22 protein-coding genes and 1 riboswitch are annotated in these 23561 nt (G+C 64.6%); of the genes, 7 read left to right on the top strand and 15 right to left on the bottom strand.

The genetic code is table 11. The features are described from left to right. Positions 1–119 precede the first annotated feature (119 nt). From J2S96_RS14440 to J2S96_RS14430, 3 genes are all read right to left on the bottom strand, one after another. On the bottom strand, positions 120–863 hold the full coding sequence (locus J2S96_RS14440; RefSeq protein WP_306864840.1) for a hypothetical protein: 744 nt from the start codon (positions 861–863) through the stop codon (positions 120–122). Between the two features lie 2 nt (positions 864–865). Next, positions 866–1039: riboswitch (cyclic di-AMP (ydaO/yuaA leader) on the bottom strand. Between the two features lie 162 nt (positions 1040–1201). Continuing rightward, positions 1202–2680, bottom strand: a complete 1479-nt coding sequence (locus J2S96_RS14435; RefSeq protein ID WP_306864837.1) for a sensor histidine kinase — start codon at positions 2678–2680, stop codon at positions 1202–1204. A 12-nt stretch (positions 2681–2692) separates the two neighbouring features. Beyond that, positions 2693–3433 carry a response regulator transcription factor gene (locus J2S96_RS14430; RefSeq protein WP_028265870.1) on the bottom strand — a complete coding sequence of 247 codons (741 nt, stop codon included), beginning with the start codon at positions 3431–3433 and terminating at the stop codon, positions 2693–2695. Positions 3434–3767: 334 nt separating this feature from the next. Here J2S96_RS14430 and J2S96_RS14425 point away from each other — a divergent pair, with 334 nt between their 5' ends. The 6 genes from J2S96_RS14425 to J2S96_RS14400 all read left to right on the top strand — a co-directional run bounded on the left by J2S96_RS14425 (position 3768) and on the right by J2S96_RS14400 (position 8496). Further along, entirely contained in the window at positions 3768–4547 is a 780-nt protein-coding gene (locus tag J2S96_RS14425; protein ID WP_306864833.1) for a hypothetical protein, read from the top strand. Beyond that, the gene (locus J2S96_RS14420; protein ID WP_306865026.1) at positions 4514–5272 is read left to right on the top strand and encodes an alpha/beta fold hydrolase; all 759 of its coding nucleotides are present in this window, start codon (positions 4514–4516) and stop codon (positions 5270–5272) included. The genes J2S96_RS14425 and J2S96_RS14420 overlap by 34 nt, the downstream gene beginning before the upstream one ends. After that, positions 5269–5733, top strand: a complete 465-nt coding sequence (locus J2S96_RS14415; RefSeq protein ID WP_306864830.1) for a PAS domain-containing protein — start codon at positions 5269–5271, stop codon at positions 5731–5733. Before J2S96_RS14420 ends, J2S96_RS14415 begins: the two co-directional genes overlap by 4 nt. Positions 5734–5736: 3 nt before the next feature. Next, on the top strand, positions 5737–6255 hold the full coding sequence (locus tag J2S96_RS14410) for a GGDEF domain-containing protein (protein ID WP_306864827.1): 519 nt from the start codon (positions 5737–5739) through the stop codon (positions 6253–6255). Between the two features lie 551 nt (positions 6256–6806). Further along, entirely contained in the window at positions 6807–7673 is an 867-nt protein-coding gene (locus J2S96_RS14405) for a winged helix-turn-helix domain-containing protein (RefSeq protein WP_306864825.1), read from the top strand. A gap of 292 nt (positions 7674–7965) precedes the next feature. Continuing rightward, a complete protein-coding gene (locus tag J2S96_RS14400) occupies positions 7966–8496 on the top strand; it encodes a SixA phosphatase family protein (protein WP_306864822.1) in 531 nt (176 codons plus the stop codon). Positions 8497–8578: 82 nt separating this feature from the next. On the opposite strand, the gene J2S96_RS14395 is transcribed toward J2S96_RS14400, so the two are convergent. Further along, positions 8579–9523 (bottom strand): LysR family transcriptional regulator, encoded by a 945-nt coding sequence (locus J2S96_RS14395; RefSeq protein WP_306864820.1) that lies wholly within the window; start codon positions 9521–9523, stop codon positions 8579–8581. A gap of 72 nt (positions 9524–9595) precedes the next feature. Here J2S96_RS14395 and J2S96_RS14390 point away from each other — a divergent pair, with 72 nt between their 5' ends. Beyond that, a complete protein-coding gene (locus tag J2S96_RS14390; protein WP_306864817.1) occupies positions 9596–10543 on the top strand; it encodes an EamA family transporter in 948 nt (315 codons plus the stop codon). Here the strand turns inward: J2S96_RS14390 and J2S96_RS14385 are convergent. From J2S96_RS14385 to J2S96_RS14335, 11 genes are all read right to left on the bottom strand, one after another. After that, the gene (locus J2S96_RS14385; protein ID WP_306864815.1) at positions 10516–11139 is read right to left on the bottom strand and encodes a hypothetical protein; all 624 of its coding nucleotides are present in this window, start codon (positions 11137–11139) and stop codon (positions 10516–10518) included. The genes J2S96_RS14390 and J2S96_RS14385 overlap by 28 nt on opposite strands. Positions 11140–11210: 71 nt before the next feature. Next, positions 11211–11858: a TetR/AcrR family transcriptional regulator gene (locus J2S96_RS14380; RefSeq protein ID WP_370873118.1), complete on the bottom strand. Its 648-nt coding sequence runs from the start codon at positions 11856–11858 to the stop codon at positions 11211–11213. Next, positions 11855–13891: a YhgE/Pip domain-containing protein gene (locus J2S96_RS14375; protein WP_306864812.1), complete on the bottom strand. Its 2037-nt coding sequence runs from the start codon at positions 13889–13891 to the stop codon at positions 11855–11857. Before J2S96_RS14375 ends, J2S96_RS14380 begins: the two co-directional genes overlap by 4 nt. Continuing rightward, positions 13888–14613: an ABC transporter ATP-binding protein gene (locus tag J2S96_RS14370; protein WP_306864811.1), complete on the bottom strand. Its 726-nt coding sequence runs from the start codon at positions 14611–14613 to the stop codon at positions 13888–13890. The genes J2S96_RS14375 and J2S96_RS14370 overlap by 4 nt, the downstream gene beginning before the upstream one ends. A gap of 76 nt (positions 14614–14689) precedes the next feature. After that, entirely contained in the window at positions 14690–16150 is a 1461-nt protein-coding gene (locus J2S96_RS14365) for a dihydrolipoyl dehydrogenase family protein (protein ID WP_306864808.1), read from the bottom strand. A 156-nt stretch (positions 16151–16306) separates the two neighbouring features. Next, positions 16307–16993, bottom strand: a complete 687-nt coding sequence (locus J2S96_RS14360; RefSeq protein WP_306864805.1) for an N-acetylmannosamine-6-phosphate 2-epimerase — start codon at positions 16991–16993, stop codon at positions 16307–16309. An 87-nt stretch (positions 16994–17080) separates the two neighbouring features. Next, the gene (locus tag J2S96_RS14355; protein ID WP_306864803.1) at positions 17081–18040 is read right to left on the bottom strand and encodes an ROK family protein; all 960 of its coding nucleotides are present in this window, start codon (positions 18038–18040) and stop codon (positions 17081–17083) included. Between the two features lie 626 nt (positions 18041–18666). Next, entirely contained in the window at positions 18667–19584 is a 918-nt protein-coding gene (locus J2S96_RS14350) for a dihydrodipicolinate synthase family protein (RefSeq protein ID WP_306864800.1), read from the bottom strand. Between the two features lie 35 nt (positions 19585–19619). Further along, the gene (locus tag J2S96_RS14345) at positions 19620–20435 is read right to left on the bottom strand and encodes an ATP-binding cassette domain-containing protein (RefSeq protein WP_306865022.1); all 816 of its coding nucleotides are present in this window, start codon (positions 20433–20435) and stop codon (positions 19620–19622) included. Then, a complete protein-coding gene (locus J2S96_RS14340; protein ID WP_306864797.1) occupies positions 20435–22573 on the bottom strand; it encodes a dipeptide/oligopeptide/nickel ABC transporter permease/ATP-binding protein in 2139 nt (712 codons plus the stop codon). The genes J2S96_RS14345 and J2S96_RS14340 overlap by 1 nt, the downstream gene beginning before the upstream one ends. A 2-nt stretch (positions 22574–22575) precedes the next feature. After that, positions 22576–23532, bottom strand: coding sequence for an ABC transporter permease (locus J2S96_RS14335; protein ID WP_370873117.1), 957 nt, complete (start codon positions 23530–23532; stop codon positions 22576–22578). Between the last annotated feature and the right edge of the window lie 29 nt (positions 23533–23561).

Genomic DNA, 23561 nt, shown 5'->3' with positions numbered 1-23561 from the left:
GCGGAAGCTGTGACGTGGCTGTGGATGTGGGCGGCGGCGAAGCGCATGACTGGCCAAAATGCGTCGAGGTCCGCCCCGGAAGGGACGGACCTCGACGTACTTTGCGCGTAGCTCTTGGGTTAGTACCAGTTGTTGGCCAAGTGGAAGGACCACGCCGCGGACGGCGATCCGTAGCGTTCCTTGATGTAGTTCAGGCCCCAGCGGATCTGCGTCTGGTAGTTGGTTTGCCAGTCGGCACCTTCGGATGCCATTTTGTCGCCAGGCAGTGACTGTCCGATGCCGTAAGCGCCGCTGGAGGCGTTGGTGGCCGTCGTGCGCCAATCCGATTCCTTGTTCCACAAGGCCAGAAGTGAGGACATCTCGCCCTGGCCCCAACCGTAGGAGGGAAGGAGGCTGGCGGCATACGCCTGGGCGCCGGCGGGATCATCGACGGCGACGGGTGCGGCCGGTGCGGCCGGTGCGGGAGGAGCGGCGGGCGCGGCCGGCGCGGCAGCCTGAAGTGCGACGGCGGCCGGAGCGGGGGCGGCCGCGTGGCTCGGCGTCGGCGTCGGCGTGGCGCTCGCGCTTGCGCTCGCGCTTGCCGAGGGCGTGGCAGTGACGCTTGGCGTGGCTGCGTGATCCGTCGCGCGGGACTCGGACGTGCGGCTCATATCCTGGGCACCGAGGGCTTGTCCGGCCGCCTGGGTGGCAGCGCCTGCACCGAGGAACACGGCAACGACGCCGGCAACAACTGCCATGCGCTGGCCGGTGCCGAGGTTCGACGCGGCTCGCCTCAACGTGGAACGTGAACGTGACTTGTTTCTCCGGGCAGGTTCGCCGCGGTGGCGCGCAACAGAGCGCGACTGATTCCTGGAATCAGACATGGTGATTGCCTCTCGACGCCTGCGGAGTTAGCTGTCGGATTCGGATGAGGTCATCCGGCCGTGGCCACAGCGAATCGTGGCGGTACGGCTTCACCCCAAGGGCTGGCTCAACATGAGCGCTTGCCCGGAGACCTGGGTCCCCCGTCTCTGCCTGGACTTTTGGGCACCGGGGAGTGGCAGAGCTCGGCGACTACCCGGCGGTGGCCGGAATGACCCAGCGCACCCATTCGACGGTACAGGAGGTTTTCGCTTAAGTCACATTTAGGTAACGGAGATCACGACGCCGGTGCGTCGACTTGCGCCGAATGCGCACCGCCGTCGCGGCCCTGGGGTTCAGTTCAGGCTGTGGCGGTCCCGGGCGCCGGGAGGCGCACCGCAAACTCCGTCCGGCCGGGCCGCGATGCCATTTCGACGGTACCGCCATGCGCGTGAACGATGGATTCCACGATCGACAAGCCGAGCCCGGACGTGCCCTCGGAACCGGAGCGGGCGGCGTCGGCGCGGGCAAAGCGGGAGAAGATCCTGCCCTGGAATTCAGGCGGTATGCCCGGCCCGTTGTCAGTCACGGTCACCACGGCGCTCCCATCGGCTGAGCGCATGACGCCCGTGACCACAGTGGTTCCCGCCTCCGTGTGCTTGCGGGCATTCGAGAGCAGGTTCGCCAACACCTGGTGGAGCTGCGAGGGGTCCCCCCGGACTGTGAGGGGCTCATCCGGGAGCTTGAGTTGCCAGATGTGCTCCGGGGCCATGACTTTCTCGTCGCTGACGGTTTCGATCACCAACTGAGTGAGGTCCACATCGGTGAATTCGGGGGCCTTTCCTTCATCCAGCCGGGCCAGCAGAAGGAGGTCCTCCACGAGGGTGGTCATGCGTTCGGACTGGCTCTGCACCCGGCCCAGTGACTTGCGGCCGTCCTCGGTGAACGTCTCGGTCATGCGCAAGAGCTCGGTGTAGCCACGGATGGCGGTTAGCGGAGTGCGCAGTTCGTGCGAAGCATCCGCAACGAACTGCCGGACCTTTGTTTCGCTTTGCTGGCGTGCTTCGAGGGCACTGGAGACGTTGTCCAGCATCAGGTTCAAAGCATGCCCCACGCTTCCGACTTCAGTGCCCGGGTGGGCCGCCGACGCCGGAACGCGCACCGCGAGTGCCACCTCGCCGGCGTCGAGCGGAAGTTTCGATACCTTCGTGGCGACGTCGGAGAGCTGTTCCAAAGGGCGCATTGTGCGGCGGATCAGCACGGTTCCGGCTAGCCCGATCAGGACCAGTCCCCCCAAGGAGACCAGGACCATGGTCCAGACGAGCGAGGCCTCGGTGTCGTCCTTCGAGGCGAGGGGGAGCCCCGTAATGACAACGTCGCCGTAGGGGGTTTCCGCGGCTACCAGCCGGTAGCCGCCGTTGGAAAGGGTGCGATCAACCGGGTGGCCATCAGTCGGGAGCGCCAACAGTATTCCGACGTCGCTGGGGGTCAACGGCGTACGGGTGGCATCGGAGGAAAGGAATCCGGCATCGCCGCTCACCTGGCCGCCAAGAATGCGTGCATTCAGCGTGCCGATGCTCTGGCCCCGGGCGTCCAAGGGGTCCGGACGGCCGCCCGGGTTGCCTTGCGGCGGCCGGCCATGGGAGGCCTGCATCAATTGCTGGTCCAGCTGTTTTGTGAGGAACACGTCCATGGAGGCGTAGCTGACAACTCCGACGGCACCGCAGATAGCCACAAGGAGGGCCATGGAGAGAAGGATCAAGCGCGTGCGCAAGTGCCACGTTGAAGGATTCAACCAACTATGGTCGGTCTGGCGGGGGATACCCGAGAGTGCGGACATTCGACGCCCCGGCTATTCGGCGGGCTTGATGACGTAGCCGGCTCCGCGCACCGTGTGGATCATGGGAGGGTGGTTGGCCTCGATCTTCTTGCGCAGGTATGAGATGTAAAGCTCCACGATGTTGGCCTGGCCGCCGAAATCGTAGTCCCACACGCGGTCCAGGATCTGGGCTTTGCTGACCACGCGCTTGGGATTTTCCATGAGGTAGCGCAGGAGCTCGAACTGGGTCGCCGTGAGTGGGATGTCTTCGCCGCCCCGGGTCACCTCACGGGTGTCCACGTTCAGGGTCAAGTCACCAACAACCAGCTCGGCCGTATCCATTGCGGCCACTCCCGAGCGCTGGACCAAGCGGTGGAGGCGCAGAAGGACTTCCTCCATGCTGAAGGGTTTGGTGACGTAATCGTCGCCACCTGCGGCCAAGCCAAGGATGCGGTCCTGCACGTCATCCTTGGCGGTGAGGAAGAGCGCAGGCACCTCGGGTGCAAAGGCGCGGATCCTCCCCAGCAGCTCGACGCCGTCGAACCCTGGAAGCATCACATCCAGCACCAGGACATCCGGACGGAAGTCCTTCGCCAGCTTTACCGCAGCGGGCCCGTCTCCGGCCACCGCCACCGACCACCCCGCCATGCGCAGGCCCATGCTCATGAGCTCGGCGAGGCTTGGCTCGTCGTCAACCACAAGGGCGCGGATGGGAGAACCATCGGGGTGGCTGAGCTGCGGAAGGTTGTTGGTCATGGAGTGCGAGGATGCCATGGGACAACTCTCCAATCTGCCGGTTTGCCGGTGCTTAGCCGTTGCTGTGAGGACCCTGTGAGTCCCAGCCTAGCCAGCTGTCCATAGTTTGTGCCGGTTCGGGATGGAACGGCGGACATTCTGCTGGATCATTCCGCTGCCCGGGCCGGCGATCCGCATGATTGCGGGCCCCGGCGCAAGTTCGCCGCGGATGATCCAGCAGAATCCGACACAACACAGCTGCAGGTCACAGGCAAGCCTGCAATTCGACACAGCCAACGCACAGCAAAGCGGCTGACGCTGTTTGGGACGAGAACAAATACGGCTATCAGTCCCGACCTCAATGGAGAACACCATGGATCAGCAAAACAACCCCTCCGTACCTGGTTCCGAACCGGAGAATGGACACCCGCAGCCGGTGATCCGCCCCGTCGACGACGCCGGCCAGCCTGGCGCCGGGCAGCCTGCCGCCGGGTGGGGTTCTCCGCAGCCGCCGGTGAACCAGCAGCCTGCCGCCGGGTGGGGTGCGCCGCAGCAATACATCCCCGGAGAGCCCCGCCCTTCGTTTTTCAAGAATTGGAGCCTGAAGAAGGGACTCATTGTTGGCGGCGTTGCGGTGGTGGTCGCTGCGGCGGCAGGCGCCGGTGCATATGCCGCCGGAAACGTTACTACGGCCGACACTACCAACGCGCAGGGGCCGGGAGCCGGGCAGAACGGCCAGGGCGGGTTCGGCGGTCCGGGCGGGACGAACGCTGGTCCGGGCGGCCTCGGAGTAGGCATGGGCGGCCTTAACGCTGCAGTCCACTCGGAATACGTAGTCCTCCAAAACGGCAGCTACGTCACGATGGCGGGCCAGCTGGGCACGGTCACCGATATCTCGGCGGGCTCGATGACCGTCAAGAGCGCGGACGGGTTCACCCGAAGCTATGCGCTGGGAAATGACGTCGTGGTAGCGGAAGGCGTCCGGCAGCGTGGAGGTGGAAACACTGGCACCACCCTGACCCTCGCCGATGTGAAATCCGGATCCAGCGTGAGGGTCACCGCGCTCAAGGAATCCGATAAGTACACTGCCCAGTCCATCCAGATCGTCACCGCCTCGACATCAGGTACCGCTGGGACGGGCACCACCAACTAATCCTGCGGGTCTGGGCGAGGGGTAGCTGGCGGACGGAGCAATACCGTTTGGTTCTCTTTGACCACATGGGTTCGGGAGGATCCGACCAGGCATTTTATGATTCGTCCCGCTACTCTAGCCTTGACGCATACGTTTCCGACCTCCTGGAGATTTGCGCCGAGTTGGACCTCACGGGCGTGACGCTGATCGGCCACAGTGTCGGTGCCATGATGGCCATTTCGGCGGCCATCGCCGACCAGCAGTCGCGGATCGCCCGGCTCGTTCTGGTGACGGCTTCGCCCAGTTATATGAATCACCCGGATGACGACTACTTCGGCGGTTATTCCAGCCACGAGCTGGACGAGCTCTTTGAATCGTTGGACGCCAACTACCTTGTTTGGGCTGAAGCCATGGCCCCCGTGTTCATGAATGCCTCCTCCTCGCCGCACTTGGAGCAGGAATTGCAGGGCAGCTTCCGCCGGATCAACCCGAGGGTTGCCCGTGACTTTGCCCGGGTCGCTTTCCGATCCGATGCGCGGCACTTGTTGTCCAGCGTTGAATTGCCGGTGCTCATTCTGCAGAGCACCGACGACGTCGTCACTCCTGAATACATCGGCACCTACCTCCAGGAGCGCATGCCGGGGAGCGTCCTCGTCACCCTTGCCGCGACGGGCCATTTCCCACAGACAAGCGCCCCGGAAGAAACAGCCAACGCTCTCCTCGATTACCTCGGCTCTGCGGCATGAGCGAGGGGACTGTGGAGTACCGGCAGATATTCGACGCTGCCCCTGCCGGTTACCTGCTTACCCGGCCAGACGGCACGATCGTCGATGCAAACCGGACAATGTGCGAGTGGGCCGGCCGTGGACAGGAAGAGCTGCTCGGGATGAACCTGCTCGCCCTCTTGCCCGCCGGGGACAGGATCATGTTCCTGACCCATGCCATGCCGGCCATCGAATCCAACGGTTCGGTGAAAGAGCTTGCGGTGGAGATCCTGGCCGCCAACGGTGAAAGATTGCCAGTGTTGCTTGCGGTGTCCCGGACATTGCTATCCACGGCAGGGCCGGCCGCGTCCGAACTCAACGTCGTGGTCGTGTTCGGCGTCCACGAGAGGCGCCTCTATGAGCGGGAACTTGCCGCCACGTTGCGCAGGCTTGAAGAATCGGAATCTGAACGTGCCAAGCTCCTTGAAGAAGCCAGGCATTAGGCCATGCACGATGCCCTGACCCGTTTGCCGAACCGGACGTTGTTTGCGTCGCGCCTTGACGAGGCCTTGGAGCGGGCCGGTATCCATGGCCTGTACGTCGGTCTCTTGTTTTGCGACATCAACAGCTTCAAGGACATCAACGACACCTATGGCCACGCAGCGGGGGACCAGGTCCTTAGCCACGTCGGCGGACGCCTCGCCGGGGCGGTACGCTACGTCGATACCGTCGCGCGCTACAGCGGTGACGAATTCGTCGTGCTCCTCCCGGCCTTGGAATCGCCCGAAGAACTTGCCGTGGTCGCCTCGCGCATCTTGGACAACGTCGATCCGGGGTGCCTCGTGGGGGAGTCGAAGCTGCGCGTCGAGCTCGCCGTAGGCCAAGCGGTGACCGCAAAGATGGGGCCGATGTTCCCCGACGCGCGGGAAGAATTGGCGCGGCAGCTTCTCATCCAGGCCGACGCCGACATGTATCGGTCCAAGCCACGGCATGAGCCGAAGCGGGAAACCACCGACGCGGCGTGACGCCAGAGCGTTTTCAGGGGCGGCGCTAGCGTGCGATTGGCCAAAGAATTTTTGTGAGACGCAACCTCGGATTGGACAAGGGTTGTTTCACATCTCGAGATTCAAAGGCAAGCGCATGACGTGATTTAAGATTCAAAAAATGCGGACTTGATCAAATTTTATTCGAATATTGCGCAGTCGACGACCATTGTGACGAACGAGATCGGGTCACATTTGGACATGTCTGAATTGTGATGTGCGGCACACTAGTCCGATTCGTCTCAAAATGTGGACGGTTCGGCCCTTTGTTACTTGCAAGTTCCCTTTATTACGTTGCACACTTCAAAAGTGAACAAGAACTCAACAGCATCTGCAGCCGCAGCGATCGAGTCCAGCGCACCCGCTGGTATTTCGATGAGCTGTTGTCGAATGCATGCCTAACTTCAGACCCCAGGAAAGTTTCAGGCATTCGCCCCCTGCCCAGCGTCGGGCGCCCCTCCCCATCTCGTTGCGGGGACCAGACCAGCATTCGAAGCCGCGATAACGGCTATTCACTTTGAGGTAAGCAAGCCATGTCAGTTGCATCCGGATACGTCCATATCTCCGTCCGTAACGCCAATAAGGCCGCGTCGAACGCCGGCCTGCGTCCCGGCTTCGGCAATCGCCCGGCCTACGCCCAGCCGGCACCGCAGGGTGGCAGCCAGGCGCCGGGTTACGTCCCACAGGGTTATAACCCCAACTCCTATGGCCAGCTCCGTGCTGTTCCTGCCGAGGCTTCGCCGATGACTGCGCCCACGCCGGTCCTGGCTCCTGCGGACCGCTCCATCCGTCCCGTTGCCAACGACAATGTGGCCCGCGGGTTTGTGCTCTACATGGGCATTGACGAAGACACTGCGGCGGCCGCCGGAACGTCCATCGCCAAGCTTGCCCAGGAAATCCGGGCTTACGCGCAGTCCCTCGTTTCCGGTGCGGAGAGCTACGCCGCCGTCGCAGTGGCCCCGGCCACCGCGCCCGGTTCCGCGCTCGACGTCGTGCGCTCGACCTTTGGTGACCCGACCGTTGGCAACCGCCAGCGCTCCGAGGCGCTCCGCCCGCAGCCTGCGCAGGAAGCCCGCCCGTCCGGCGTCCTGATCGACCTCGCCCGTCGTGAGGTACACCTCGACGGCGAGTCACTCAACCTCACGTTCAAGGAATTCGAGCTCCTGAACTACCTCGTTGAGAACGGCACCCGGACCGTGGGCCGCGACGAACTCCTTGAGGGCCTGTGGCGCAACGCCGAAGAAGTTCCCAACGAACGGACCATCGACGTCCACATCCGGCGCCTTCGCTCCAAGCTCGGCCGCCTCGCGAACACTGTCCGTACCGTACGCGGCCAAGGCTACCGCTTCTACGAGCACCCCGAGGTCATCGTCTGGGCCGCTCCGGAATACTCGATCTAACTAGGTTCGCAACCGCTCAAAGCGCGCTCCTTCTCTGGGGGCGGGCGCTTTCGCTTCCGCAGAACATCCCTCGGCGCCTGCGCTCGTACCTCCCCACCGTCCCCCTCGCCTCGCAAGTCCCCACCGGCTCCCAGCCTTCGCAAGCTCAGGCCGGGGCCCTCGCCGGTGGGGCCCCACGGCCAGGGAACCCTGACGGCGTGGGCCCAACGCAACAACGGCGCTTTCGGGATGTGCCGCCTTTTGGCTTCCCTAGTCCAGTGAGCATGTGCCTCCGCGGCTATAGGGTGGGGGGATGAGCGAGCATCACATCAAGCGGCTGGTGATCATGCGGCATGCCAAGTCGGACTGGCCCCTCGGGGTGCCGGATCATGAGCGGCCTCTTGCCGAGCGCGGCCACCGGGAAGCCCCCATTGCAGGAAAATGGCTCCTCAAGCACCACGTGGTTCCGGACTTCATCCTGTGTTCATCCGCGCTGCGGACCCGGCAGACCTGTACCTGGGTATGCAGCGAGCTGGGGGACAAGGCCCCGACGCCGAAACTCGAGGACGGGTTGTACGCCGCTTCCGCGCAGCGGATGTTGACGGTCATCAACCATGTGCCTGAGACGGTCACCACCCTCATGGTCTTTTCGCACATGCCCGGCGTGCAGGACCTCGCGATGCACTTGGCTTCCCGTGACTCGGACCATGACGCCTACATGGATGCCGCGACCCGCTACCCCACGAGTGCCATAACGGTGATGGAACTGGAGAAACCGTGGGCTGAACTCGATGGGCAGGATGCTCGCCTGACCCACTTCGTAGTGCCCCGCCCGAAGAAGTAGCGTCCGCCTCGCGCGAATTGGCAGCAGATGCCCCCGGAATCGAATTTTGCGGGCATTTGGTGCCAGTTCGTGGCCCCGGCCGTTAGCCCACGTCGAGTCCGCCGGCTACCTCGCGCAACAGGCCAACCACATGGCGGATGCTGGGGCTTGCCATCATTGTCTTTCGATAGACGATGCCCACTTGGCGTTGCTGCATCGGATTGACGACGGGCACCGCCACGACTCCCGCGGGGAGTTCGGGCCTGCCGAGGCGCGGCACGAGCGCCACCGCAACTCCTTGCTGGACCATGGTGATGTGCGTGGAAAAGTCCGGATCGTAGATGCGGATGTCCGGCACCCGCCCCAAGCCTGCAAGGATCGCCAGTAGCGCCTCATTGCAGATGGCGCCGGCCGGCGTGCTGATCCAGCGCTCGTCCATCAGGTCGGAAGGCTCGACGGCGGTCCGGCCTGCCAGCGGGTGCGAGGAGTTCAGCAGGACGTCGGCGGTGTCCAGGCAGAGGTCCTCGTGGACCATGTTCTCCGGAATGGCCAGGGGCACTGAGTGCCAGTTGTGCACGACGCCGAGATCGGCTTCGCCGGTTGCGACCCTTTGGACGGCCTCGCGCGGGTCCTCTGCCACCACTCGGATTTCAAGCCCGGAACCCGCGGCCGCCCCAGGGGTGCGGGCAACATCCTGGGCCGTGCCCAGTTTCCGAAGCATCGGCCCCACCAGCCCGCGGCAGGCCGTCGAGAATCCGACGAGCCGAAGCACTCCGCTCGGCTTGGCCGGGTCGGCAAGCAAGGTGGCCTGTAGCTCCTCCAATTCGCCCAGGATCCGACGCCCGTACTCGGCCAACGCCATGCCGCGGTCGGTCAGCAGTACGCCGCGGCCGTGGCGCTCCAGGACGGTCACACCGCTCTGCTTCTCAAGCTTCTTGATCTGCTGGGAGACTGCCGAAGGGCTGAACCCCATCGCTTCCGAGGCGGCCACGACCGAGCCTTGATGTTCAACTGCCACGAGTGCCCGTAGTGCCGCAATCTCAATCATGAAGCAAATGTACATGATTCAATGCAGAACTCGACGCTGGTGCTTCATCCATTTGAATGCCAGAGTTGAATCGTGAATATTCGACACTCAGCACTCGCCGTCCTTGTCGCAGTCCTTTGGGGCCTGAATTTCGTCGCGATCGACTTCGGTCTCCATCCCGCAAGCGGGAATGGCAACGGGAGCGCGGCAGACGTGCCGCCGCTGCTCTTCGTGGCCATCCGCTTCGTGCTGGTGGTGTTCCCGTGCATCTTCTTCGTCCGCAAGCCGGACGTGAGTTGGAAAGCGATCATCGGCGTCGGGCTCTTCATGAGCGCCGGTCAGTTCGGCCTGCTTTACCTGGGCATGGCCCTCGGGATGCCCGCCGGGCTCGCCTCGCTGGTGCTGCAGGCGCAAGTGCTCCTGACGGTGCTGTTGGCGGCCAGGTTCCTGGGGGAGCGGCCGAACAAGCGCCAACTGACGGGGGTTGTGCTGGGTGTGGCCGGACTTGCCCTTGTGGCGGTAGGTCGAAGCTTGGTGGCCCCTGTGGTGCCGCTCATGATTGTCCTCGCAGCGGCTTTGTCCTGGGCCGCGGGAAACATCATCGCACGCAAGGCCAGGGCGACCTCGGGGCTGGGCCTTGTGGTCTGGTCCGGGGCCGTGGTCCCCTTGCCACTAGCGGCATTGTCGCTCATCGTGGACGGCCCGGCCGCCGTGGTCGGGACCCTTGGCAACCTCCAGCCGGCGACCATCCTGAGCGCCCTCTATACGGCCGTATTCGCCTCGCTCGTGGGCTATGGAATCTGGAACCGGCTCCTCAGCCTCTACCCGAGCTCGGCCGTGGTGCCTTTCACGTTGTTGGTCCCGGTGGTGGGTATGACCGCGGCATGGCTGCTCATCTCGGAGGTTCCGACGACGGCGGAACTGGCCGGCGGCCTCCTCCTGCTGGGCGGCGTGGCGACCGCCGTCCTGCAGCGGCGTGCGAAGCCTATGGATTCGGCGCTCGCTGAGGTACCTCAGCGCTTGGAGGCGGGCTTGCGCTGAGCCGGCGCCCCTGGTTTAGGCGATCCCGACGTCGGACGCTTGGCGGGCGCCGCGGGTGCCGGTGTTGGTTTCCGCGGTGCGGGGCGCTTCACAGCCCCCGACGCCGGACGGGCCGCGAGCCGCTGGGCGGGCCTGGCAGGCGCCGAGGAAGGGCGGGGAGCAGGCCGGGGAGACGGCCGCCGGGCCGCCGGACGGACCGCTACCTTCGCCCGGCTCCTGCGGGAGGGCCAAACCGCCCCGATGAACAAGACCAGGAGGGAGCTGCATCCGGCAGCAGCGGCGAGGTAGAAGTAGATGTCCGAATCCTTGGTGCTCACCGCACTGCCTAAGGCGTTCTCATCCTGGTTGAAGGCGAGTCCCCACATGCGCAGGAACGCTATTCCGAACGCGATGAACAGGATTGATGCGATGGCTCCGAGAACCAGCATGAAGTACCTTCGGCGGGCAAAAACCTCGGCGACGCACGCGAGATAGCCGAGCGCCACGACCCCGAGGAAGATGTACATCACGGTTTCGTCGAGGGTGCTGGCGAGGAGCACCAGCAAACCGGCGGACACCACGGCAGAGATGATCGCAAGCTTTCCGCTGTTCCCCATGTGACGCATGGGATTAATCATCCCTGACCCGCGGGCTCGCCACGCCTCAAGACGCGGCAGTTGCCATACCGTTACCGCAGCACATACCCGCGCATGATGGTCATGATGGCCGCGATGCTTTGCTCACGGGTGCGCTCCGGGTTGTACGTCTGCCGGTCAAGGCCCACCACGAAGATCGCCCCGAACATCGCGGCCTCGAGGCTGCCCCGGGCAATGCCGGAATCCACGGTGTACGTGGCGGCGACCTTTTCGATGGCTGCGCCGATTACGGCCAACAACTCGCTGCGGAGTTCGACGAAGAGTTTGCCCCATTCGCTGGGTGTCCGCCAGTTCTCGCTGATCCAGAGCCTAGCGAAGGATGGGTAGTCGTCCATGAAGTCCATGGCTTGGCCGAGCATGGCCTCCATGGCCTCGAGCGGATCGGCGTGCAGGCCTTCGATCGTCTGGAGCCGGCCAAGCATGATGTCGACTCCGTGGCGCAACAACTGGGCGATCAGATCGGATTTGCTGCCGAAGTTGTAATAGACCGTTCCCTTGGACACCCCGGCCGCGGCCGCAATCTCGTCCACCGTGACGCCCGCTGCGCCGCGCTCGCCGATCAGCTCCATGGAAGCGTCGAAGAGGCGTTGCTTGGTCGCGTTGGTGCGGGCCGGGCGGAGCTTCTTCTCCGGAGTTTCCGGACCCGTCCTGGCCGTGAGGCCGGGTTCTTGCATGCTCATACCGCGATCTCCGGTTTCAGGGTCTTGAGGGTCCAGAACTTGTGCTTCCTGACGGCGAGCGTGGAAAGCGCTGCACCCAGCACAGTGTAGCCAAGCAGGCCCAGGACAGTCGGCCAGATCATCGACAGGTCACCGCCGTAGATCAAGTGCCGCATGCCGGTCACCACGTAGCCCATCGGCATGATCTCGTGCACCACATGCAAAGGCATGGGGGTGGTTTGCCAGGGGAACGTTCCGCCGGAAGACACCAGCTGAAGGACCAGCAGTATCAGCACCACGAACTTTCCCGGGGTTCCCAGCAAAGCCACGATGCCCTGGATGAGCGCCGTGAACGCCATCACCGCGGCGAGCATGAACAACCACATCCACACAGGGTGGGCCGCGTTGAGTCCCAGCCCCAGGTCCACCACGACGGTGAGGACGCTGGCTTGCAGCACGGACACAACGAAGAACGGGAGCCAACCGCCGACGGCGATCTTCCAGGACGCCGCGTTCGAGGCCAAGGCCCGTTGCGTGATGGGACGCATCGCCTGGACCAGCATGAACACTCCGATCCACAGCGCCAAGGTAAGGAAGAACGGAGCGAGTCCGGCACCGTAGGACCCCGCTTTGGCTTGCGAGACGTTGTTGACCGCCACAGGATCGGCCATCACCTTGGACACCTCGCTCTTTTGGGCATCGTTCGGGTTGGGGACCTTGCCTGCGCCTTTCGCCAACTCGCTCGCCAGGGTGCGGGATCCGTCCGCGGCCGTAGCGGCGCCGCTCGCGAGCTGCGCCGCGCCGTCGTCGAGCTTTGCCGCACCGTCCGCGAGGGCCGCCGTGCCGTTGACGGCGGACTGTTCACCCGCAGCCAGCGCCGCGGCCCCGGAGCTGAGCTGGTCTGCGCCTGCCGAGGCCTGGCCGATGGCTCCCGACAGTGCCGGCGCGGCTCCCGCTAGCTTGGCGGCGCCCGCGCTGACCGCGGCCGATCCGTCGGAAAGCTGCTGGACCTGTGCGGCATCTGCCGAGATCTTGGCTTTGGCGTCGGTCACAGGGCTGGTCGCGGCGGCATTGTCGAAGTCCGCCAGGATCTTGTTCGCCTGGTCCTGGGTGATCACGCCGGCGGACACGAGCCGAGCGTTGGAGGCCACAACCCGGTCCCTTGCCCCGGCGTCGAACGCTGAAAGCTGCCCGACGACGTCCTGGACCTTCGCGTTCAACTGCGCGTTCCCGGCGGCTACTTGGGCGGCGCCGTCGGCGAGCTTCTGGGAGTCGGCCGGGAGGGACGCGGTCTTGTTCTTCAGCTCCGTGAGCCCCCCGCTGAGCTGCCCCGCACCGTCGTTCAGCTGGTTTGCGCCGTCGCGGAGCTTGGTCTGACCGGCCAGGAGCTCCGAGGCGCCGCTGCTGAGCTTGCTGGTGCCGTCGTGTAGCGTGGCCGCACCGTCACTGAGCTTGCCGACGCCGTCGGCCAGTTGGGCGGCTCCGTCGGAGGCTTTGACGATCGAAGCGTGAATGGTGCCGAAGCCCGTCAGGAGCTGATTGGCGGTTTCCTCGCCCACTTCCTTGGCCACCGTGGAATGCACCGCCGTGGTGAGTTTGTCGACGATGGTGCTGAGGAGGTAGTTGTTCGCGTCGTTGGTGGTGACGTTGAGCATGGCCTGGTTGGCTGCGTCGAAGCTGCCGGGCGAGACCAGGTTGGCCGAAAAGTCTTTCGGAATCTTCAAGGCGAAGGCGTACTTGCCGGATTCCACGCCGGCGTCGGCCTCCGCGCTGGTGGTCACCCGCTGCCAGTTGAAGACATGGCTCGCCACGAGGCTGTCGGCAACTTTCTGGCCCGCCTGCAGTTCAGGGCCGCTCGCCGGCTGGGCTCCCGCGTCCTCGACGACCAAGGCGGCGTCGATCTGGTTGAGGTTGCCGTAAGGGTCCCAGTTCGCGTAGAGGTATACGGCTCCGTAGAGCAGCGGAACCATTGTCAGGGCAAGGATGGTCAGCTTAGGCAGGAGCCCGCCGGTCATGCGCTTGAGTTCGGAGCGGGCGAGCCGCAGAACAGTCACTTTGCGGTCCTTTGCAGGGTTTCGGTTACTTCTTCGGGATCTTCTTGCGCCATTTCGAGGAGGTCGGTGCGCTCCTCGGGTTCGGCCGGCGCCGTATGCGTGACCGAGTTGCCGATCACCGCGGCCGGACCGTCCCAATGGTCCGGGAGCGCGGAAACCACGGCGACGACGGCGAGCGGCCGCCCGGCGTCGTACGCCAACTGTTCAAGCCGTGGGAGCCAGTCGGCGGGGTCTGCGCTGTGCCGGTCGGGGGAGTCGAGGACGAGGAGGTCGAGGGCCGGGTCCGCGAGGGCCAATGCCGTCAGCAGCTCGAGGCGGCGGTCCGCGGGAAGCTGCTCAATCCACAGTCCGGCGATGTCCTCGAAGCGGTTGACCTTGAGCCACGGCGTGCTGAGGAGGGCGCCACGGTAGCGGCGGGGGATGAGGGAGAGATCTTCGGTGACCAGGTCGCGGACGCTCAAGTGCTGTTCGGGCTCGTTGACGCCGGGGGAGTCAACCAAGGCGCTCGCGGACCGGACTTTCTTGGTCTTTGCCGAATTGTCCCAGCTCAGGAGGCCTTTGCTGGGTTTCATCCTGCCGCTCAGGGCAAGTGCCAATGCTGTGCGCTGGTCCTGGCCGTTGCCGCTGACCAAGAGGAGTTCGCCGCGCCTGGCCTCGAGGGACGTGGGAGGCAGGAGATCGCCCCGGCGGCCGTCGATCTGGAGTTGCTGTGCAGACAGCACAATGGGACCTTTCGCAGAAACAGTAGTCTGCTCCCAATTGTAATAAAACTGACTGGTCAGTTCAAATAGACTTCTATCACAGGCCGTATTTCTCCAGCAGGCGCAGCCAGACCTCGCTGATCGTGGGGAACGACGGCACGGCATGCCACAGCCGGTCTAACGGAACCTCGCCCACAATCGCAATGGTGGCGCCGTGCAAGAGCTCGGCCACTCCAGGTCCGGCGAACGTCGCGCCCACCACCACCTTCCGGTCCTCGTCCACCACCAGTTGAGCCCAGCCTTCGTAATTCTCCGAATGCAGCTGGGCGCCGGACACGTTGATCCGCAGTTCCACCGAGCTTGCGTTGATGCCTTTCTGCAGCGCCTGCTTGAGGCTCGGGCCCACGGATGCCACTTCCGGATCCGTGAAGACCACGCTGGGAATCGCATATTCGTCGGCGGTCTTTGCGAAGGCGCTCCACGGCTTCGGGGTGCCGTGGAGGGTTCCCTTGGCGCGCGCCACGATGGCGTCACCCGTGGCCCGGGCCTCGTACTTGCCTTGGTGCGTGAGGAGGGCGGCCCCCGCTGCATCGCCGGCTGCGTAAAGCCACAGTCCGCTGGTGCCGTCGCTGGCGGGACCCTGAACCAGGCCGCTTGAGTCAGTGCTGAGGCGCAAAGCTTTGCCCTCTTCGGCGTCGAGCCCCACGTTCTCGAGCCCCAAGTTGTCCAGGTTCGGCCGCCTGCCCGTTGCCACGAGCAACTCGTCACCCTTCAAGACCGTCCCGTCGCCGAGGGTGACGCCGAAGCCATGGTCCGGGTCGTGTTCGACGCGCGTGGTGTCTGTCCCAAGGCGGAGATCGACCCCATCGGCCCGCAAGCCTGCAGCAACCAGATTGGCGGCTTCCTCGGGAAAAGCGCTGAGCAGCCTGCCGCGGGCGACTATTGTGACCGACGAGCCTAAGCGGGCGAAAGCCTGGGCGAGTTCGACTCCTGCAACTCCGCCACCCAGCACAATGAACTTTTCGGGGATTTGCTGTGCAGACGTGGCGCCGCGGGTTGTCCAATAGGGTGCGTCGCGCAAGCCTTCGATTTTGGGGACGAGCGGCGTGGATCCGGTGGCCACCACCACGGCGTGATGGGCCTTGAGTGAGTAGTTGTTCCCGTCCCTGCCATCCACTTGGACTTCGCGGGGGCCCGTGATGCGCGCCCGGCCCCGGATGAGTTCAATGCCGGTGTCCACGAGCCACTGCACCGCGCCGTCGTCCTGCCATTTGTTGGTGAAGTAGTCGCGGTACTTCAGCACCGTTCCGGCATCCAGGATCTTTGTCACCGAGTCCGACGCTCCGGGCACCGATTGTGCTGTGTGCAACGCGGTTCCAGGCCGAAGGAGTGCTTTGGACGGTATGCATGCCCAGTAGGAGCATTCCCCTCCGACAAGCTCAGCCTCCACAATGGCCGCGGTGAGGCCGCCCCGGACCACTCGGTCTGCAACGTTCTCCCCCACAGCTCCGGCGCCGATCACAATGACATCGAATTCCCGGATATTCTCCTCAGCCATGGGAGAAGCCTACGCCCGGAGGCAGGCCGAAATGAGGGCGTGGCGTCGGATTCTGCTGGATCATCCCTCGGAGCGGAACCGGCGGCCCCGTATTTGCGCCGAACTTTTCGGTCGGGAGCGGGATGATCCAGCAAAATCCTCCAGTTTTGGCCTCAGCTAGGCGTCCAATGCGTCCTTGAACCAGCCCGTGATGCTCGCAGGATGCGTGATGGCGGTACCGACGACGACGGCGAACGCACCGGCGTCGAGCGCTTGGCGGGCCTGCGCGGGGGTGTGGATGCGGCCCTCGGCGATGAGCGGCTTGCCTAGTCCGGCGCCGGCGATCTCCGCGATGAGTTCAAGATCGGGGCCTTCTGTCTTGGGGCGTTCCCCGGTGTAGCCGGCCAGCGTGGTACCGATCAGGTCAACGCCTGCTTCGACGGCGGCCACCGCATCAGCGAAGGAACCGCAATCAGCCATGACCAAGGCCTGTGATTCGGCGTGGATGCCGTCGACCGTTTGTTTAAGGCTCAAGCCGTCGGGCCGCGGGCGCCGCGTGCCGTCGATTGCCACGAGGTGTGCGCCGGCATTCGCGACGGCGAGGGCATGCCGGAGTGTCGGGGTGATGAACACCCCGTCGTGGCCGTCCTTCCAGAGCCCGATCACCGGAACCTCCACCGCCGCCCGGGCGAACTGGACGTCCGCGAGCCCCTGGACCCGGACTGCCGCGGCACCTCCGATAACCGCCGACGCCGCCACTTGGCCGGTCGTCCGGGGATCGCGCATGGGCTCGCCCGGGTAGGCCTGGCAGGAGACGATCAACTGCGAGCGGAGGGCTTCGAGGCCATCGGGGGTCAGGATCACGGGGTATCTCCTTGCGAGGGTGTTCGGGTACTTGGGTGTTCGGGTAATTCCGGTATTTGGGTATTTGGGCGTTCGGGTGTTGCGGAGTCAGTCCAGGACGAGTTTGGCCGCGCCCACAATGGCCGCGGTGTTGCCTAGCGTCGCGCGAACCACAGGAATGCCAGCCAGTGGGCCCATGAGCTCTTTGCGCAGGGCGCGTTCCATGGGTTTCCACCAGAAATCTCCCACATCCGACAAACCGCCTGAAACTACCACCGTCTCCGGGTCGAGGATGTTGACGAGCCCGCCGATCGCCTGCCCGGCGGCACCTGCTCCGGCACCGATGGCTTTGACGGCCGCAGCCCTGTCAGCCGAGGCGGCACGATCGCCGTCGTGAGCCAAGGCAAACACCGCACGGGTATCCGGGACTTCGGGGGAGCCACCGAAACGGAGGAAAGATTCATGAATAGCCGGTCCGGAAGCGATCGCCTCGACGTGGCCCGAGCCGCCGCACACGCACGGGATGGCCATGCCCTCGTGATAAGCGTACGGCGAAGCGAAGTGCCCCACGTGCCCACCCACATAGTGGTGCCCCAAAACAGGAGAGCCGTCCAGCACGAAACTTCCGCCCACACCCGTCCCGAAAGCCACCATCAACGAACTCGAAGACCCTGCAGCCGCCCCACGCCACGCCTCACCAAGAGCATGCGCATGCACATCGTTGACCGCACTGACCGACCCCCGGGGCAAGCCAAGGAGTTGCGCCAAACCAGCCGTCAATCTGGTCCCGGCCCACCCCAGAATCGCATCAGTCGCCGAAACCACCTCGCCATTCACGGCATCGATGACCCCGGCCGAACCCACCCCTACACGCCCGACGTCGATTCCCTCACCCGCCGCCCGCCGCATGAGCCGCCCCACGAGAGCCGCAGTCGCCTTCAAAATGGCGTCGCCCCCACCCCGGTTCAGCGTAGGAATCTGCTCCGAGAACAACACCTCACCATCGCCCGAAACAACCCCCGCGGCAGTCTTGGTCCCCCCAAGATCGACCCCGACCACGTACATCATGTTTGTCCTCCGGATGGTTCGATTGCTGGGTCCGAGCCCGCGTTGCGCTTGGTTTGTGGTCAGGTTAGTTGGGGCTGGATCGCGTCTTTGTGCTGTGTCGCTGTGGCCAGGTTAGTTGGGGGCTGGGGCAGCGCGCACGCATCATTTCGCCGGCGCTTAGACACCTCCCGGCGTCGTCTTCCGGTCGCTGGGCGACCTTCAGACGACTCTGGTCGGCGATGCGCGCCTACACGAAATAATGCGCCCGCGCTTTGCGCAATCGGCTCACCTGACGCTCCCGGCAGTCGACCGACTGATCGCAGGCCGCCGCCTGCGGCGCAAGCGGATACCAATGTTCCCGAAGCGAATGGTGGCCCGAACGCCCGAGTGGCGGAGGGATGGTTTTGTGTAGTCCCGCATCGCCGACCAGAATGTCGTGCAGGTCGCTCAGCGACCGGAACGGCATGGCGGGAGGTGTCTAAGGGACGGCAAAACTGGCCCTGCGGCACGACCCGACAACGCCAAATCGGCAAGGCGACGCTCGGCAACCCGGCAAGTCGACGCTCGGCAAACCGCTAAGGCGACGCTCGGCAACCCGCCAAGGCGACGCTCGGCAAGGCACTCAGGTCAGCCCCCTAGACCAAAACCTAGACCAAACCGTTGCGCTCGAGGATGACCCGGATTGCGGAGGTTTCTTCGGCGTTCAGGGCGGGCATGGGGGCGCTCATGGTGTTGGATTCGATGATGCCCATGAGTTGGAGGGCGGTCTTGAACGCGCCTAGTCCTGCCGCGCCGCCAGAGACTCGGCCGTTGGGGGTGTAGACGATGTTGAACAGATCGGCCAAGCGGTCCTGTTCGGCGGCGGCGGCGGCCCAGTCTCCGTCTTGGGCGGCGTCGAACAGGCGGCGGTAGCCGGCGGGGTCTACGTTTCCGAGGCCGGGGACTACGCCTTGGGCACCGGCGAGGAGGGCGCCGTCCACGACTATTTCGTGGCCCGTGAAGATGTCGAAGTCGGGGATGTCCTTGGCGCCGAGGAGGAGTTGGCGGAAGGAGACGTCGTCGCCGGAGGAGTCCTTGACTCCTGCGATGACGCCGTCGCGGCCGAGACGGACCAGGAGGTCGGTGGGCAGTTTGAAGTGGGTGCGGACGGGGACGTCGTAGGCGAAGATCGGCTTGTCCACGGCAGCGTGGATGCTGCGGAAATGGGTTTCGGTCTCCTGGGTGTTGCCGATGGCGTAGTACATGGAGGTGACCACGATTGCGTCGGCGCCGAGGTCCACGACCTTGCGCGCTTCTTCGATGACGCGGTTGGTGGTTTGTTCGTTGGCGCCGACGATCAGGGGCACCGCGCCGGCGTTCGCGTCGGCGACTGCCGAGACCACCAGTTCGCGCTCTTCGTTGGTCATGTAGGGGACCTCGCCCGAGGATCCCAGTACGAAAAGGCCGGACACGCCGCCGTCGAGCAGGTGTTTGGTGACGTTTTTCAGGGACGCGGTGTCAACGCGGCCGTCTGCGTGGCGGGGTGTGATGACCGGGGGAATGACGCCCTGGAACTGAGTAGACACAGAAATCTCCGTTGCTTGGAACTGGATGGGAAAACTTAGGTGTGGAGCAGGCTTGGTGCGGCGCCGAGCAGCTTCTTGGTGTAGTCGTTGCTCGGGTGGTCGAAGACTTGGGCGGCCGGCCCTTCTTCGACGATCTGGCCGAAGTACATGACACAGATGCGGTCGGAGACGTAGCGGACGGTCTGGATGTCGTGCGAAATGAACACCATGCCGAGGTTCAGCTGGGCTTTAAGATCGGATAGCAGGTTCAGGACCTGGGCGCGGACGGAAACGTCGAGGGCCGATGTCGGCTCGTCGGCCACAATGATGTCCGGGTCCAGTGCGAGGGCGCGGGCGATCGCCACGCGCTGGCGTTGTCCGCCGGAAACGTGCGACGGCGTGACCTCGCCGGCCGATTGCGGCAACCCCACGAGCGCCAGCAGTTCCTTGACCTTGGCCGAGCGGGTCACGGCGTTGCCGATTCCGTGCACTTGCAGGGGATCGGTGAGGATGTCCTGGATGGTCATGCGCGGGTTGAGCGCCGTAGCCGGGTCCTGGAACACCACGGATACGGCGCGTCCGAATTCCTTGCGCATCCGGGCGTTCCGTTTGATGGCCGGCTTTCCGTGGAAGAGCACTTCGCCCGACGTCGGGGCCTGGAGTCCCACGAGCACTGAAGCGAGCGTGGACTTGCCGCAGCCGGACTCGCCGACGATGCCTACCGTTTCGCCGCGGCTGATGCTGAAGTCAACGCCGTTGACTGCCTTGACGATGTTGGGCCGGAACAGGCCGCCGGTGCGGGCCCGGTGGTGGACCTTGACGTCTTTGAGCTCGATGACCGGCTTGGCCGTGCGGGACTGTACGGAGTCAATCACTTTGCGTCCTCCTTCAGGTGGCTGGCCCAGTAGTGGTCCCTGTCCGCTCCGCCGCCGGCGGGTTCGACGACCGCGAGGACCAATTGCTGGTTCGGATCCGCGTCTGGCCTCAATGACCGTGCCGCAAAGCGGTCGCCCTCGGCGAAATCGCGTGGGGAGGGGACGGTGCCGGGAATCTGGTGGAGGCGGACGGCGTCGGCCTCGATCGAAAGGACTGCGCCCAACAGGCCGCGTGTGTATTCGTGGCGCGGGTTCTGCAGGAGCTCCGAAGCCTGTGCGGATTCCACCACCTGGCCGGCGTACATGACCGTGATCCGGTGCGCCAGGGAGGCAACCAGTGCGAGGTCGTGGCTGACGAAGACCATGGCGAAGCCCAGCTGTTCGCGAAGTTCGTTGAGTAGTTCAACGACTTGCTTCTGGACGGTGACGTCGAGGGCGGTGGTGGGTTCGTCTGCCACCACGATTTTCGGTGATCGAGAGAGCGCCATGGCGATGAGGACGCGTTGGCGCTGGCCGCCGGAGAGCTCGTGCGGGTAGCTGGCGAGCGTGCGGACGGGATCGAGCTTCACCATTTCCAGCAACTCGGCGGGGGTCTTGCGGCCGCCGCGCCTGGTCAGCTGGGTCATCTGCTCCTTGATCTTCATGGACGGGTTAAGCGAACTCAGAGCGTCCTGGTAGACCATGGCGATCTGTTCGCCGCGCAGGCCCTGGTAGGACTTGGCGTTGCTGTGTTTCGAGCCCGGGTCCAGGAGTTCCGTGCCATCGAAGATGATGGAACCGGTGATCTCGGCTGTCTTTGGCAGGAGGCCCATGATCGCGAGCGACGTGATGGACTTGCCGCAACCGGATTCGCCCACCAGGCCCATGGTTTCGCCTTCGCGGACGGTGAAGGAGACGTTGTCCACGATCGCGGTTTCGCCGAAGCGGCCGGGGAAGCGGATGGAAAGGTTCTTGACCTCCAGCACGTTCCGGGCGCCGGCGGGAACCTGGGGGAGCCGGTCCGTGCGCTTCGCCTCGATGGAAGCGAGAAGCTCCAGTTCCTTATCCAGCAGCGCGTGCGGATTGGCTATTGCGAGCCGCGGATCACTAAGGGCCGACGCCGTGTAGTCCTCTTCGGTGAGCGGATCGCCGTTGGCGGCACGTACGCCGTCGAGTTCGTGTTGTTCCACGACGGACGCTTGGGCGACCGACGTCGCGATTTCGGTATCGATGCCGGCACCGGCCACGGCGGCGCCGGCAAAAGCAGCGGCAGCACCGTCGTCGTCCTTCACCACCGGGGCCTTGCGCAGCTTCGGGTTCACCATGGCGTCGGTGAGGCCCTCGGCGAGGATGTTCAGCGCAAGCACGGTGAGCAGGATCGTGAGGCCGGCGAAGGTGGTTGCCCACCAGCCGCCGGACAGGACCAGGTTGCGGCCGTAGGAGATGACGTTTCCCCACGACGGCGCAGGATCCTGGACACCGGCGCCGAGGAAGGACAGCGAGGCTTCGAGGATGATGGCGTCGGCCACCATGACCGTGGCGAAAACCAGCACCGGCGCCGCGGTATTGCGGACAATGTGCTTAAGCAGGATGTAGGGGCGGCTCGCACCCATCACCCGTTCGGCGCGGACGTAGTCTTCGCCGTATTGGGCCAGCACGTTGGCGCGGACTACCCTGGCGAGCTGAGGGGTGTAGATGATGGCGATGGCGACGATGATGGTCGGTACCGAGTTGCCGAACGCCGCCAACAGTACGGCTGCCAGGGCGATGCCCGGGAATGCCATGAGGATGTCCATGAGCCGCATGATGATCTCGTTGACGGCCTTGCTGGATGTGGCGGCGAGGGATCCGAGCACCGCGCCGATGACGATGGCGAGGGCCACCGCTCCGAGGCCGATCATGAGCGAGGACTGCGAGCCGTAGAGGAGCCTGGAGAAGACGTCGCGGCCGAGCCGGTCGGTGCCGAAGAAGTGGTCGCCGTCCGGAGCTTGCGCCGGAATGAACGTTTCGAGGGGGTCGTGTGGCGCGATCATCGGCGCGAAAATCGCCGCCAAGGCGATGACCACGAGGAACAACAGGGCAAAACGCGATCCCCAAGGGAGCGACTTGAAGCGGACGCCCGGGGTGCTGAGCCGTTCAGCAAGTTTGCTGCGCATGGCTATACCGTCCTGATTCGGGGGTTGATGAGCAGGTACAGGAGGTCCACGACGATGTTCACCAGGACGAAGGTGACCGAGATGGTGAGGACCACTCCCTGGACCAGGTTGACGTCCAGGTTGGTGATGCCGTTGAGGATCAGTTGGCCCATGCCGGGAAGGGCGAAGATCATTTCAATCACGACGGCGCCGCCCAGTAGGTAGCCGATCCGGAGTCCCAGCACGGTTACGGGAGTCACTAGCGCGTTGCGCAGGACGTTCCGGGAAACCACTTCGCGGTAGGGGACCCCGTTGCCGATGGCTGTCCGGACGTAGTCGCGGTCCAGTTCCTCCACCATGGAGGTACGGACCACGCGGATAAGGGAAGCCGAGACCGGAATGCCGAGAGCAAGGGCCGGGAGCGCCATGGAGTTGAGCCAACCGCCGAAGCCGGACTCCGGCGTCGCGATTCCGCCCGAGGGAAACATCGGGTTGTCTCCGAGCGCAAACCACTGGATGAGCAGGATGCCAAGCCAGAAGGACGGGGTGGCGATGGCCGCGATGGAGAAGATGCGGACCAGCTGGTCCTGCCACTTGTCGCGGTAAAGGGCGCCGATGATGCCGAAAACCAGGGACAGGACGACGGCGATGATCACGCCGAGGAAGGTCAGCTGGAGGGTGAGCGGGAAGGCCGAGGCGATCATGACTGCGACCGATTTCGACGGCGGGGTGGTTACGCCGAGATCGAGATGCAGGAGCCTTCCGAGGAAACGGAAGTATTGGACGAACAGGGGATCGTTCAGGCCGTTGTCCTGGCGGTACTGCTGTTTGGCGGCCTCGCTGGCGCCTTCGCCGAGGGCCGAGCTGGCCTGGTCGCCTGGGGCTGCTTGTAGGACGAGGAAGACCAGTAGCGTGATGCCCAGGATCATCAAGGGCAATGCTGCGAGCCTGCGTCCAAGCAGACGCAATATCATGACCAATTTGTTCTCCGGTTTGCTTTGTTACGGGG

It is taken from the genome of Arthrobacter bambusae (genome assembly GCF_030812595.1).
Classification (GTDB): Bacteria; Actinomycetota; Actinomycetes; order Actinomycetales; family Micrococcaceae; genus Arthrobacter; species Arthrobacter bambusae_B.
The sequence above is the reverse complement of the archived record's forward strand: the minus strand, read 5'-3'. Positions and strand labels throughout refer to the sequence as shown.